Origin of the sequence: Ancylobacter sp. IITR112 (assembly GCF_041415945.1) — a bacterium.
Lineage (GTDB): Bacteria > Pseudomonadota > Alphaproteobacteria > Rhizobiales > Xanthobacteraceae > Ancylobacter.
Genome location: NZ_JBGCUS010000001.1, coordinates 795135 through 808113 on the forward strand (window position 1 = coordinate 795135; position 12979 = coordinate 808113).

Here is a 12979-nt window from a genome sequence, read left to right on the forward strand (position 1 = left end):
TGCCCTTCGCCGCCGGCTGTTGCAAACATCCTCGCCCGTCTGCGAGGGATGCCTGCCCATGAAGCGCCGCGACTTTCTCCGCTCCGCCGCACTCGCCGCTCCCGCGAGTGCGCTCGCCGCGCCCGCCTTGGCGCAGGGCGCGCCGCAGGTGCGCTGGCGGCTCACCTCCTCCGTGCCCAAGGTGCTGGACGCCATTTTCGGCGCCAATGAGCTGGTGTCGAAATATGTGAGCGAGGTGACGGAAGGCCGCTTCGTCATCCAGAACTTCGCCGCCGGCGAGATCGTGCCGGGGCTTCAGGCGCTCGACGCGGTGCAGAATGGCACGGTCGAGGTGGCGCAGACGCCGCTCTATTACTACACCGGCAAGGACCCGTCCTTCGCCTGCTTCACCACCATGCCCTTCGGGCTGAACGCGCGCATGCAGAATGCGTGGTTCTATCACGGCGGCGGACGCGAGCTTCAGGACGAGTTCCTCGCCAAATACAACCTCGTGGGCTTCCTCGGCGGCAATACCGGCACCCAGATGGGTGGCTGGTTCCGCAAGGAGGTGAAGGACCTCGCCGACTTCCGCGGGCTGAAATTCCGCATCGGCGGCATTGCCGGGCAGGTGGTGGCCAAGCTCGGCGTGGTGCCGCAGCAGATCGCCCCCGGCGACATCTATGCCGCGCTGGAAAAGGGCACGATCGACGCCTGCGAATGGGTCGGCCCCTATGACGACGAGAAGCTCGGCTTTGTCCGGGTGGCGCCCTATTACTACTATCCCGGCTGGTGGGATGGCGGGCCGACGATGAATGTCGTCGTCAACCGCGACAAGTGGAACGCCCTGCCCAAGAGCTATCAGGCCGCGTTCGAAGCGGCGGTGGCCTATGCCAATAGCGACATGCTGGCGAAATACGACGCCTTCAACCCGGCGGCGCTGCGCCGGCTGGTGGCGGCGGGGGCGCAGTTGCGCACCTTTCCGCAGAGCTTCCTCGACGCCTCCTGGCAGGCCTCGAATGAGCTGATCGCCGAGATCGGCGCCAAGAACCCCGGCTTCAAGAAAATCATGGACGCGCAGACCGCCTTCCGCAACGAGGAATATCTGTGGTGGCAGGTTGGCGAGTACCCCTATGACGGCTACATGATCCGCGCCCGCACACGGGGGTGAGGTCTATGAAAAAACAGAGGAAACGCCGATGCCGCATGTGCCTTCCCGCCGGGGCCTGATCCGGGGTGCCGGCCTCGCCACCGCCGCCGCTGCCTCGACGCTGGCGGCGCCCGCGCTCGCCCAGAGCCTGCCGACGCTGCGCTGGCGGCTCACCTCCAGCTACCCGAAATCGCTCGACACCATCTATGGCGCCGCCACCCTGCTGTCGAAATATGTCGGCGAGGCCACGGACGGGCGCTTCACCATCGACGTGTTCGCCCCCGGCGAGATCGTGCCCGGCCTGCAGGCGTTCGACGCCGTGCAGAACCGCACGGTCGAGGTGTGCCAGACGGCGCTGTATTATTACATCGGCAAGGACCCGTCCTTCGCCCCCTTCACCACGCTGCCCTTCGGGCTGAACGCGCGCATGCAGACGGCGTGGCTCTACCATGGCGGCGGCAATGAGCTGCAGGCAGCGTTCCTGGCGAAATATGGCGTGGTGGGCTTTGCCGGCGGCAATACCGGGGCGCAGATGGGCGGCTGGTTCCGCAAGGAAATCAAGACCGTCGCCGATCTCAAGGGGCTGAAGATGCGGATTCCCGGCATTGCCGGGCAGGTGCTGGCGCGGCTCGGCCTCGTGCCGCAGAATTTCGCCGGCGGCGACATCTATCCCGCGCTGGAGAAGGGGACGATCGACGCCGCCGAATTCGTCGGGCCGGTGGATGACGAGAAGCTCGGCTTCGTGCGGGTGGCGCCCTATTACTATTATCCCGGCTGGTGGGAAGGCGGGCCGACCATCCACTTCATCGCCAATTCGAAGGCGTGGGAGGAACTGCCCAAGGCCTACCAGGCGGCGTTCGAGGCGGCCTCCGCCTACGCCAATGCCGACATGCTGGCGAAATATGACGCCCGCAACCCGGCGGCGCTGCGCCGTCTGGTGGCCGGCGGGGCGCAGCTCCGCCCGTTCCCGTCGGAGATCATGGATGCCTGCTACAAGGAAAACACCGCGCTGATGGCGGAGATTTCGGCCAAGAACGCCGATTTCAAGAAGATCTACGACTCGATGCTCGCCTTCCGCAACGAGGAGTATCTGTGGTGGCAGGTCGGCGAATACCCCTATGACGGCTACATGATCCGCGCCCGCCAGAAGGGGTGAGCCGACCCTGCGGGCGCCTCCGCGCGGCGGCTCAGGCGGCGCCGCGCGGCTCCTTGCGGGCGACCACGACCGGCCGCGCCGCCAGATGGTGGTGCATGGTGTAAAGCCCCGCCGCCATGATCAGCGCCATGCCACCGATGGAGACGAGATCGGGCATCTGGTGAAACAGCGCGGCGGAGAGGCCGACGGCGACCACCACGGAGGCGTAGCGGAAGGGCGAGACCACCGCCGTCTCCGCCGCGCGGAAGGCGGAGATGGTGAGCATGTGGCCGACCACCAGCGACAGGCTGCCGCCGACGAGATAGGCCAGCGTCGCCCCGTCCAGCGCGTGCCAGGTCTCCACCGAGCTGCCGGCGATGCCGAAGCTCATGCCGACCACCGTGGTGCCGAAGGTGACGACGAGGGTCGGCACATGGGCGCCGATGCGGCCGGTGATGAAATCGCGGAACGCCATCAGCAGCGCGGCGGCGAGCGGCAGCAGCGCCATCGGGTCGAAGGCGGAACTGGCGGGCTTCACGATCAGCATCACCCCGGCGAAGCCGACCGCCACCGCCAGCCACTGGCGCCAGCCAATATGCGCGCCGAAGAACAGCACCGCCACCGCCATGGTGGCGAGCGGGGTGATCTGCAGGATCGCGGTGGCATCGGCGATGGACATGCGGGTGATGGCGGTGATGAACAGCATCGCCACGCAGGCTTCCGCCACCGCGCGCGCCAGCACTCGCCAGTCGGCGGCGAAGCGCAGCGCCGGCAACTGCCCCTTCCAGCCCAGCACCGCGATCAGGCACAGCGCCGCCATCAGCCCGCGCACGGCGAGGATCTGCGAGGGCGGGATGTGCTCCAGCGCGAGCTTGGAGAAGGCATCATTGGTGGAGAAGATCGACGAGCCGGCGATCATCAGCAGGATGCCGCGCTTGGCGCTGGGGGCGTGCATGGGGAGGGTCCGAAGAAGAGAAGCCGGGTTAAAGGCCGCAATCACGGCAGGACTGCGGCCTTGGCCGAAATAGTGGTACGCAAATGAAATGCGCGGTCAGCATTCCTCGCGGTCAGCATTCCTCGCAGGCGGCGTCGCCCGCGAGGTCGTCCGCCTCGACCAGCCCGCCCGCGCGCCGTTCCAGCGCCTGCGAGGCGACGCACAGGCCGAGCGCACCGACCGCCAGCGCCGCCCCGACCCAGGGCAGGTCCGCATAGCTGACGCCCAGCGTGATCGCCGCGCCGCCGATCCACGCGCCGGCGGCATTGCCGAGATTGAACGCGCCCTGATTGAGCGTCGAGGCGAGGTTGGGCGCGCCTTCCGCCGCGTCGACGACCCGCATCTGGATCGGCGGCACCACGGCGAACACCAGAATGCCCCAGACGAAGACGGTGGCGACCGTGGCGGCGGCGAAGCCGCTGAGGAAGACGAACGCCACCAGCACGGCGGCCAGCCCGATGAAGCTCGCCATCAGCGAGGGCATCAGCCGCCAGTCGGCCAGCCTGCCGCCGAGCAGATTGCCGATGGTGATGCCCACCCCGAACAGCAGCAGCACATAGGTGACGGCGTGCGGGGTGAAGCCGGTCACGTCGCGCAGCAGCGGGGCGATATAGGTGAACACCGAGAACAGGCTGGCGGAGGCGAGCACGCTCATCAGCATGGTGAGGATCACCTGCGGGCGCTTCAGCACCGCGAATTCGCGCAGGATGTTACCGGCCGAATGGGGAATGTCGCGCGGCACCCACAAAGCGATCGCGCTGACCGCGAGAATGCCGATGAGCACCACCGCCCAGAAGGTGGAGCGCCAGCCGGCGGCCTGGCCGAGCGCGGTGCCGAGCGGCACGCCCAGCACATTGGCCAGCGTCAGCCCGGCAAACATCAGCGCGATGGCGCTGGCGCGCTGGTTCGCCGGCACGAGGTTCGCCGCCACCACCGCGCCGATGCCGAAAAAGGCGCCGTGGCAGAAGGCGGTGACGACGCGCGCGCCCATGAGGAACCAGTAGTCCGGCGCGATGGCGCAGAGGAAATTGCCCAGCACGAACATGCTGGCGAGGCCGATCAGAGTCGCCTTGCGCGGCAGGGAATTGGTGATGATGGCGACGATGGGCGCGCCCACCACCACGCCGAGCGCATAGCCCGTGACCAGCAGGCCGGCGGCGGGGATGCTGACCGAGAGATCGGCGGCGACCTCCGGCAGGAGACCCATGATGACGAATTCGGTCGTGCCAATGCCGAAAGAGGCCATGGCGAGGGCCAACAGCGGAAGCTGCATCGCGAAACGCTCTATGTCGAAAAAGGGTGTGTTGGCTGCTGTTTAGCAGCGCGATTCCGCCAATCCTATGCACGTTGTATTGCAGCGCAGCAACATCGCGGCGCGCGCGGCAGCCATGCGCAGGGCTGGAAGGGCCGGGATCAGCCGCCGGTGAGGCTCATATGCCGGCGCACCGCCGGGGCCTGGCCGGGGCGGTCGATCACGAAATCGTGGCCCTTGGGCTTGCGGAAAATGGCGTCGTCTAGCGCGGCGTGTAGCGTCTCGTCGCTCTCGGAGGCGCGCAGGGGCGCGCGCAGATCGGCGGCGTCGTCCTGGCCGAGGCACATATAGAGCGTGCCGGTGCAGGTGACGCGGACGCGGTTGCAGCCCTCGCAGAAATTATGCGTCAGCGGGGTGATGAAGCCGAGCCGTCCGCCGGTTTCCTTTATCGAGACATAGCGCGCCGGGCCGCCGGTGCGGAACGGAATGTCTTCCAGCGTCCAGCGCTCGGCGAGGCGGGCGCGCACGGTGGAAAGGGGCAGATACTGGTCGATCCGCTCGGCGCCGGTTTCGCCCAGCGGCATCACCTCGATGAGCGAGAGGTCCATGCCGCGCCCATGCGCCCATTCGATCAGGCCGGGAATCTCGTCCTCATTCTCGCCGGCCAGCGCCACGGCATTGAGCTTCACATGCAGCCCGGCCTGCTGCGCCGCGTCGATGCCGGCGAGCACCTTGGACAGGTCGCCCCAGCGGGTGAGCGCGCGGAAACGGTCGGGGTCCAGCGTGTCGAGCGAGACATTGATGCGCTTGACCCCGCAATCGGCGAGCTCGCGCGCGAAGCGGGCAAGCTGCGAGCCATTGGTGGTCAGGGTGAGTTCTTCCAGCGCGCCGGAATCGAGATGCCGGCCCAGCGAGCGGAACAGGGTCATCACATCGCGGCGCACCAGCGGTTCGCCGCCGGTGAGGCGAAGCTTCTTCACGCCGCGCGCGACGAAGGCGGAGCACAGGCGGTCCAGCTCCTCCAGCGTCAGCAATTCCGGCTTGGGCAGGAAGGTCATGTGCTCGGCCATGCAGTACACGCAGCGGAAGTCGCAGCGGTCGGTGACCGAGACGCGCAGATAGGTGACGGCGCGGCCGAAAGTGTCGACGAGCGGCGCACGCGGGGTCTCGCGCTGAAAACGGTCGATGACGGCTTCGCTGGTGCTCACGCAGTCGCTCCCGCGCCGAAGGGCGCTGTTTCTTGCGTCTATTTCTAAAGGCCGGTGCCGGGCCTGCCAAGCCGCGCCACCCTATCGGGCGATAGCCTAACCCATTCGTGACACGGTCATTGCGCAAGTGCCCGCCCCGGACGGGGAGGGGATTGGCGAAGCCCCGCGCTCTGTCTATGTGGGGAGAAACGCCAGGAGAGGAAGACGCCCGTGACCGACGCCGTCCATTGGCCGACCGAGATCAAGGTGCACAAGGACCGCCGTGTGCTCACCATCGCCTTCGAGGGCGGGGCGAGCTACGCGCTGCCGGCCGAATTGCTGCGGGTGGAAAGCCCCTCCGCCGAGGTGCAGGGCCATTCGCCGGCGGACCGCCAGTTGGTCGCGGGCAAGCGCGAGGTCCGCATCACCGAGGCGATCCCGGTGGGCAATTACGCCGTGCGGCTGATCTTCGATGACGGCCATTCCACCGGTATCTACACCTGGGACTGGCTGTATGAACTCGGCCGCGACCAGGAGGCGCGGTACAAGCGCTATCTGCAGGAACTGGCGGCGAAGAATCTCTCGCGCGACGCCCCCGGCACGGTGCGCCGGCACTGAGCCATCGCGCTCCCGCTGGGCTCATCCCGGCTCGCCGCCTTCGGGTCGGCCGGGATGAGGATGAACGGGCATGCCGAACGGCCGTTGATGACCGTCCGGTGCGGGGTCAGTTCAGCACGACCACCATGGTGCCGACGCTGACGCGCTCATAGAGATCGGTCACGTCGTCATTGGTCATGCGGAAGCAGCCGGAGGACACCGCCTGGCCGATCGTCTCCGGCTCATTGGAGCCATGGATGCGGTACAGCGACGAGCCGAGATAGAGCGCGCGGGCGCCGAGCGGGTTGTCGATGCCGCCGGGCATGTAGCGCGGCAGGTCGGGGCGGCGCTGCAGCATCTGCGGCGGCGGGGTCCAGCCCGGCCATTCGGCCTTGCGGGTTATGGTCTTCACCCCGCCCCAGCGGAAGCCGTCGCGGCCGACGCCGATGCCGTATTTCAGCGCCGTGCCATTGGGCTGCACCAGATAGAGCCGGCGCTCGGCGGTGTTCACCACGATGGTGCCGGGCTTGTACTTGCCGCTATAGGGCACCACCTGCCGGCGGATCGACGAGTAGCCCTTGACCGGCCCGTTGCCGAAATTCGACGGCCGCGGGAAGAAGCTGAAGAAGGAGGGCGTGCTCGCGCTCTGCGCCATCGCCGGTACGCTGGCGGCCGCGATCACGGCGCCCAGCGCCAGCGCGGCCAGTGTCTTCAATCGCATGTCAGGCCCCATCAGATGTTCATCGCGCCGCCCGGCGGCACGAAGCGCGCGGGGCGGCGCCGGCAGTATGCGGCGAAAAAGCGGTGATCGCCTTGTCCAAGCGGGCGTCGCCGCACTTTGCCCCGGCCCTATGGCAGGAAAGCCACAGCCGGCTCAGCGCGGGGCGTCGCCGAAGATCAGCCGGCTGACCGGCCGGCCGAAGAAGCGGGCGCCGGCCATGGTGAAATGCGAGCTGTCATGCTGCAGCGGCTCGCCCTTCACCATCAGCGGGCAGTCATCGGTGCCGCAGGCGGCATCGAACACCGAGATATAGGTGACGCCCGGCAGGGCGGCGAAATGCGCGCCGAGGTTTTTGTCCGCCACCCGCGCGCCCGGCAGGGCGTCGCCGCCCGCCAGTGTCGACGGGTTGCCGGCCAAGACGCGGCGGGCCAGCAGCTTGGGCACCGCGTCGCGATAGAGCGGCACCGGCCCCACCACCACCACCCTGATGCCCTCGCGCACGAATTGCGCGATCGCGGCGTCGATCTCCGGTCCCGTCGCGTTGAGACCGCCGAGCACGAGTATGTCGGGCTTGTGCTGCTCGATCCATGTGCGGGCGAACAGGTTCATCTCGCTGCAATAGGGCACGAAACGGGAATAGCGCTCGCTGAGCGGGGCGCAGGCGGCGCCGGTGATCTGCCCGACCGCATAGCCGCGCGCCTCGCCCGCCTCGATGATGGCGGTGATGAAATGGGCGATATGGCTGCTGCCCCAGACCATGACCGAGGGATGCGTGGTCGGCAGGCATTCCGGCTTCACCGCGAAACCGGCCTGGAAGAAGGGGATGAAGCACACGCCCTGCCGGAACACCGGGTCGCCATTGTAGAAGGAATAGGCGGCGAGGCGCTGCGCCTCGGGCGGCAGGCGCTGCGGCAGGCCGCGCGTGGCGATGGTCGTCTGGGCGAAGGCCGCCAGCGCCAGCGTGCCGGCGACCGTGCCGCCGACCAGCACCTTGCGGCTGAACAGGCGGCGGTTGAGCCGCACCGGCTGCTCGACGAAGCGCCAGGACAGATAGCCCAGCAGCAGCGCCAGCGTCACCCCGCCAATGAGGAAGGGCAGCGGCGCCACCGGCCCCAGCCACTCCTTGCCGAGTGCGACGATGGGCCAGTGAACCAGATAGAGCGAATAGGAGATCTTGCCGACGAAGACCATCGGCCGGCTGCCGACCAGCCGCGTCGCCAGTGTCTGCGCGCCTTCCCCGCCCCAGATCACCAGCGCCGCGCCGATGCAGGGGGTGAGCGCGCGCAGGCCCGGGAAGGGCGTGCTCGATTTGAGGATCAGCATCGTGCCGAGAATCATCGCGCAGCCGCCCAGCACCGCCGCCAGGCACTCGCCCGGCTTCTGCGAGAAGCGCATGCCGGGCAGCGCCAGCGCCGCGCCGATCAGCATCTCGAAGGCGCGGAAGGGCAGCAGGAAATAGGCGGCGGCGGGATCGCGCATCAGCATGAACTGGCTGGCGGTCAGCGAGACGAGGATCAGCGCCGGCACCGTCCACACCAGCGCCCGGCGGCCGAAACGGTGCAGCACAAGCACCAGCGCGGGAAAGATGAGATAGAACTGCTCTTCCACCGCCAGCGACCAATAATGCAGCAGCGGCATTTCCTGCGCCGCAGGGGCGAAATAGTCGGTGCGCTGGTAGAAGAAGATATTGCCGACGGCGAACACCGACCACAGCACCGAGCGGCCGAAGATCAGCATCTGATAGGGCAGCAGGATCAGCGCGGCGGCGACAGCGGTGACGGCGGTGACCGCCAGGAAGGCCGGCGCGATGCGGCGGATGCGCCGCTCATAGAAGCCGAGCAGCGAGAAGCTCCCATCGGCCACATCGCTATAGAGCGACTTGGAGATGAGATAGCCGGATATGACGAAGAACACGTCGACGCCGACAAAGCCGCCGGGCAGCCACTTCGCGCCGAAATGATAGAGCACCACGCCGAGCACGGCGATGGCGCGCAGGCCGTCAATATGGGCGCGGTAACGCAGGGAGTGGTGCACGGAAGACCATCGGCTGGTTAGGAAGGCGGGAGGGAGCGGGCTGGCCGGGCCAACCTTGCGAGTATGAACATTGCCGGACCGGCCGGCACCGGCGCGCTCTCGCTGGCCGGCGATCTGGGCGCGGGTGTGGCGCGGCCGCCATAGGCGCGGCCCAGGGGGCGGAACTGATGGCGGGCGGGGCTCATTGTGGCGCGGCTCATTGTGGCGGGGCCACGCTGGGGCTGTCGCCGAAGATCAGTGCCCCGAGCCGCTCGCCATAATAGGCGACGCCCTCGCGGGTGAAATGGTTGGCGTCGAACTGCAGCGGCACGCCGTCGAGCATGATCGGGCAATTGCTGTCCGGGCACATGGTGGCGAGCACCGAGATGAACTCGACATTCGGATTGCCGGCGAAATGCTCACGCATCAGCCGATCGGCGCGGCGCGTGCCGTCGGTGAGGTCGTCATCGGCGAGGCGGCTCGGCTGGTCGCGGTACAGGCGCTCGGCCAGGATTTCCGGCACCGGGCGGCGGAACTGCGGCACCGGCCCGAGCAGGATGACGCGGATGCCGGCCGCGTGCAGCTTTGCGAGATCGGCGTCGAGCTGGCGGAAATGCTCGGGCGAGACCAGCGTGTCGCCGCCGAGCACGAGAATGTTCGGCCGGTGCTCCAGCAGCCAGTCGAAGGCGAAGCGGTTCAGCCGGTCGCACATCGGCGCGAAGGAGGACTGCACCAGCGGCAGGCAGGCGGCGGCGGTCATCTGCCCCACCGCATAGCCATGCGCCTTGCCGATCGGTTCCAGCGCGCCGATGAACTGGGCGACATGGCTGCTGCCCCACAGGACGAGGCTCGGATGCGTCTGCGGCAGGCATTCCGGCGCCGGCGCCTCGCGCGGGCGGTTGCCGTTGATGAAGCAGGTGCCGTCGCGCACCACCTCGCGGAAGGGGTAGCGCGTATAGGCGAGCACGCGCTGGATTTCCGGCGACAGCCGGCCGGGAAAGCCGCGCGTGTCGGACGCCGCCGTGCCGAAGGCGATGAGCAGCGCGCCGCCGGCGGCCGTGCCGGCGAAAATCCACCGGCGGGTGAACAGCGCCCGCTGCTGCCGCACCGGCTGTTCCACGAAGCGCCAGCAGAGCCAGCCGAGCAGGGTCGACAACGCAACGCCGCCGATCAGAAAGGCCGGGGCCGGCAGGTTCGGCAGCAGCGAACGGGCAAAGACCACGATCGGCCAGTGGACGAGATAGAGCGAATAGGAGATGGCGCCGAAGAAGACCAGCGGCCCCACCCCCATGAGCCGCGCCGGCAGGCTCGTCACCCGCTCCCCGCCCCAGATCGCCAGCGCCGTCCCCAAGCAGGGCACAAGCGCCAGCAGGCCGGGAAAGGGCATGTGCTCGGTGATGAATGCCATGCCGGCGAGGATGAGTGCGAGCCCCGCCGCCATCGCCGCGCCGCCGGCCTTCGGGCTTTCGGGAAAGCGCATCCCCGGCAGGGCAAGCGCGGCACCGATCAGCAGTTCGAAGGCGCGGAACGGCAGCAGGTAGAACGCCGCCGCCGGGTTGAACGGGCGTATGATCTCGCAGGCGAGGAGCGAGAGCACGAGCAGGCCGAGCACCAGCTTTCCCCGCGCCTGCGGCGCGAGGCGGGCAATGAGCAGGAGCAGGCCCGGGAACAGGAAATAGAACTGTTCCTCCACCCCCAGCGACCAGTAGTGCAGCAGCGGCGTCTCTTCCGCCGAGGGGCCGAAATAGTCGGTGCGCAGATAGAAATAGACATTGCCGAAGGCCAGCACCGCCCAGATCAGCGAGCGGCCATAGGTCATCAACTGGTTGGGGAAGAAGATCAGGAAGGCGCACAGGCTGGTGGCCGCCGTCACCGCGAAGAAGGCCGGCGCGATGCGCCGCATCCGCCGCTCATAGAAGCCGAGGATGGAGAAACTGCCGGCATCCACATCGGCATAAAGCGACTTGGCGATGAGGAAGCCGGAAATGACGAAGAACACATCGACGCCGATGAAGCCGCCCGGCAGCCAGTGCGCGCCGAAATGGAACAGCACCACGCCGAGCACGGCGATGGCGCGCAGTCCGTCAATATGGGCGCGGTAGCGCAGAGGGTGGTGCACGGAAGCGGCAGGCCTTCGAACAGGAGGCGACGTTTCGTCGCCGGAGCGGACCGTTTACGCCAAGCGGGCGCCGGCTGGCCATATGGTTTGTGGCTGGACACGGCCGGCGGAGGCCACCTAACCTGCGGTCAAACGGTCTTCACGTACCGCGCCATAGGCTTTTGCGGCAGAAAGAGACCGCGGGAGGAGGACAGGCATGCATTGGCCGACGCAGGGCCCCAAGCTCGTCTTCACCCACATTCCGAAATCCGCCGGCACCTCGCTGCGCCACGCGCTGCGCGCGGCGCTCCAGGCCGAGCGGGTGGCGGACGGGTTCGACCGCTCGCTCTATGGCGGTTTCAGCGGCTTTCATGCGTTCGGGCCGGAGGCGCGGGCGACGACGGCCCTGAGCTTGGAGGAACTGCCGGCGGCGCCCGACATCGTCATCGGCCATTATGCCGCGAGCACCACCCGCGCGCGCTATCCCCAGGCGCCGCATATGACCGTGCTGCGCGAGGCGCGCGCGCGGGCGCTCTCGCTCTGGATCTACTGGCGCAGCGTGCCGCCGGCCGCTCTCGCCGGCTGGGGCGGGTGGGGGCGCTATGTCGCCAGGGCCACCGCCCCGCTCGCGGACTTTTTGAGCGATCGGGAGGTTGCCGCGCAGACCGACAATGTCGGGCTGCGCCTGCTGCTCTGGCCGCATCCGCTGATCCCCGACAGCGGCTTCATCGCGGAAAAGGACGACGCGCCGCTGCTGGCGCTGGCCAAGGGGGTGCTCGATTCCTTCGATTTCGTCGATGTGATCGAAAATCCGCGCTTCGAATCGCGGCTGGCGGGCTGGGTGGGCGGCGGGTTGCGGCTGGAGCGGCTGAACGAGAGTCTCCCGGTGCCGGCGGAATTGAGCGTGCCGCTGGCGCAGATGCTCACGCCCGAGGCGATGGCAGCGCTGGCGCAGCGTTCGCGTCTCGACGATGTTCTCTGGCGCCATGTGGCGCGCCTTCATCTGCCGGCGGAGCGGATCGAGGCGGTGCGGGAGGCCGCCTATGCCGCCGCCATCGCCCGCCACGCGCTGCTGATGGCGGGCTGAGCGCTCACAGAAGCGAAAGCTGCGCCGCCCCGGCCGCGCCTTGCGCCGCCGGCGGGTCCTCCTTCGCTGCGCCCCGGGCGACGATGACGAGCTTAGTGTCAGGGAGCGGGCGCTGCAGCGCCTTGGCCTCGCTCCACGGCGCGCGCAGCCAGGTCTCCCGCTCCTCGGCGGTGGTGAGAATCACCGGCATCGCCTTGGGGTGGATCGGCTCGACCACGCCATTGGGGGCGCAGGTGAGAAAGCCGAACAATTCGTGCTGCCCTTCCACCGGCGCGGCCTTGGTGCCGCGCGTGCCGCTCCAGCGGGTCCACAGCCCGGCGAAGAAGGCGAGCGGCCGGCTCTCATCGAGCGCGAACCACACCACATCCTTGCGGCCGGTGGCCGGGTTCGGCACCGGTGCATATTCGGAAAAGCTGGTGAAGGGCACGAGGCAGCGATGCGCCGGCCCGCTCCACGCCCGCCAGTGCGGCGAGGCGAGGTTGCGGATATTCGTCACCGGCGGCCCGCCTATGGTGGGCGGCGAGGGCATGCCCCAGCGCGCCAGCGCCAGTTCACGCACGCCGTCTTCGCCGCTGCGGACGATGGGGGCGGGGTAATCGGGAAAGATGCCCGGCTGCGGCGGCAGATTGCCGGCGAGATTGCGCAGCGTGCCGACGAGATCGGCGATGGCGTGGAGATTGGAGTGATGGCTGTAGAGGTTGCACATGGCGGCCCCGCTGGCCGGCTCCCGGCCTGCCGCTGTCCCGAGGGGAGGCGGCGAGAGGAGGGA

At 68.4% G+C, this 12979-nt stretch carries 11 protein-coding genes; 4 read left to right on the forward strand and 7 right to left on the reverse strand.

Features of this window, described 5'->3' with window-relative positions; translation table 11 throughout:
* Positions 1 to 58 precede the first annotated feature (58 nt).
* Both AAC979_RS03635 and AAC979_RS03640 read left to right on the forward strand, forming a co-directional pair.
* Positions 59 to 1147, forward strand: a complete 1089-nt coding sequence (locus AAC979_RS03635) for a TRAP transporter substrate-binding protein (RefSeq protein WP_371345456.1) — start codon at positions 59 to 61, stop codon at positions 1145 to 1147.
* 28 nt (positions 1148 to 1175) lie between these two features.
* Positions 1176 to 2282: a TRAP transporter substrate-binding protein gene (locus tag AAC979_RS03640; RefSeq protein WP_371345457.1), complete on the forward strand. Its 1107-nt coding sequence runs from the start codon at positions 1176 to 1178 to the stop codon at positions 2280 to 2282.
* A gap of 31 nt (positions 2283 to 2313) precedes the next feature.
* Here the strand turns inward: AAC979_RS03640 and AAC979_RS03645 are convergent, their stop codons facing one another.
* The 3 genes from AAC979_RS03645 to moaA all read right to left on the reverse strand — a co-directional run bounded on the left by AAC979_RS03645 (position 2314) and on the right by moaA (position 5715).
* A complete protein-coding gene (locus AAC979_RS03645; RefSeq protein WP_371345458.1) occupies positions 2314 to 3216 on the reverse strand; it encodes a DMT family transporter in 903 nt (300 codons plus the stop codon).
* Between the two features lie 112 nt (positions 3217 to 3328).
* Complete coding sequence (locus AAC979_RS03650; RefSeq protein WP_371345459.1) at positions 3329 to 4528, reverse strand: MFS transporter; 1200 nt, start codon at positions 4526 to 4528, stop codon at positions 3329 to 3331.
* A 140-nt stretch (positions 4529 to 4668) separates the two neighbouring features.
* Positions 4669 to 5715, reverse strand: a complete 1047-nt coding sequence (moaA, locus tag AAC979_RS03655) for a GTP 3',8-cyclase MoaA (protein WP_371345460.1) — start codon at positions 5713 to 5715, stop codon at positions 4669 to 4671.
* A gap of 210 nt (positions 5716 to 5925) precedes the next feature.
* Between moaA and AAC979_RS03660 the strand changes: the two genes are divergently transcribed.
* Positions 5926 to 6312, forward strand: coding sequence for a gamma-butyrobetaine hydroxylase-like domain-containing protein (locus AAC979_RS03660; protein WP_371345461.1), 387 nt, complete (start codon positions 5926 to 5928; stop codon positions 6310 to 6312).
* Positions 6313 to 6418: 106 nt separating this feature from the next.
* Here AAC979_RS03660 and AAC979_RS03665 read toward each other — a convergent pair whose 3' ends face one another.
* The 3 genes from AAC979_RS03665 to AAC979_RS03675 form a co-directional block, all read right to left on the reverse strand.
* Complete coding sequence (locus tag AAC979_RS03665; RefSeq protein ID WP_371345462.1) at positions 6419 to 7012, reverse strand: L,D-transpeptidase family protein; 594 nt, start codon at positions 7010 to 7012, stop codon at positions 6419 to 6421.
* Positions 7013 to 7165: 153 nt separating this feature from the next.
* Positions 7166 to 9046 (reverse strand): acyltransferase family protein, encoded by a 1881-nt coding sequence (locus tag AAC979_RS03670; protein WP_371345463.1) that lies wholly within the window; start codon positions 9044 to 9046, stop codon positions 7166 to 7168.
* 196 nt (positions 9047 to 9242) lie between these two features.
* Positions 9243 to 11144: an acyltransferase family protein gene (locus AAC979_RS03675; RefSeq protein WP_371345464.1), complete on the reverse strand. Its 1902-nt coding sequence runs from the start codon at positions 11142 to 11144 to the stop codon at positions 9243 to 9245.
* Between the two features lie 196 nt (positions 11145 to 11340).
* Between AAC979_RS03675 and AAC979_RS03680 the strand changes: the two genes are divergently transcribed.
* Positions 11341 to 12210, forward strand: coding sequence for a hypothetical protein (locus AAC979_RS03680; RefSeq protein ID WP_371345465.1), 870 nt, complete (start codon positions 11341 to 11343; stop codon positions 12208 to 12210).
* Positions 12211 to 12214: 4 nt separating this feature from the next.
* Here the strand turns inward: AAC979_RS03680 and AAC979_RS03685 are convergent, their stop codons facing one another.
* Positions 12215 to 12916 carry an SOS response-associated peptidase gene (locus AAC979_RS03685; protein WP_371345466.1) on the reverse strand — a complete coding sequence of 234 codons (702 nt, stop codon included), beginning with the start codon at positions 12914 to 12916 and terminating at the stop codon, positions 12215 to 12217.
* Positions 12917 to 12979 lie beyond the last annotated feature (63 nt).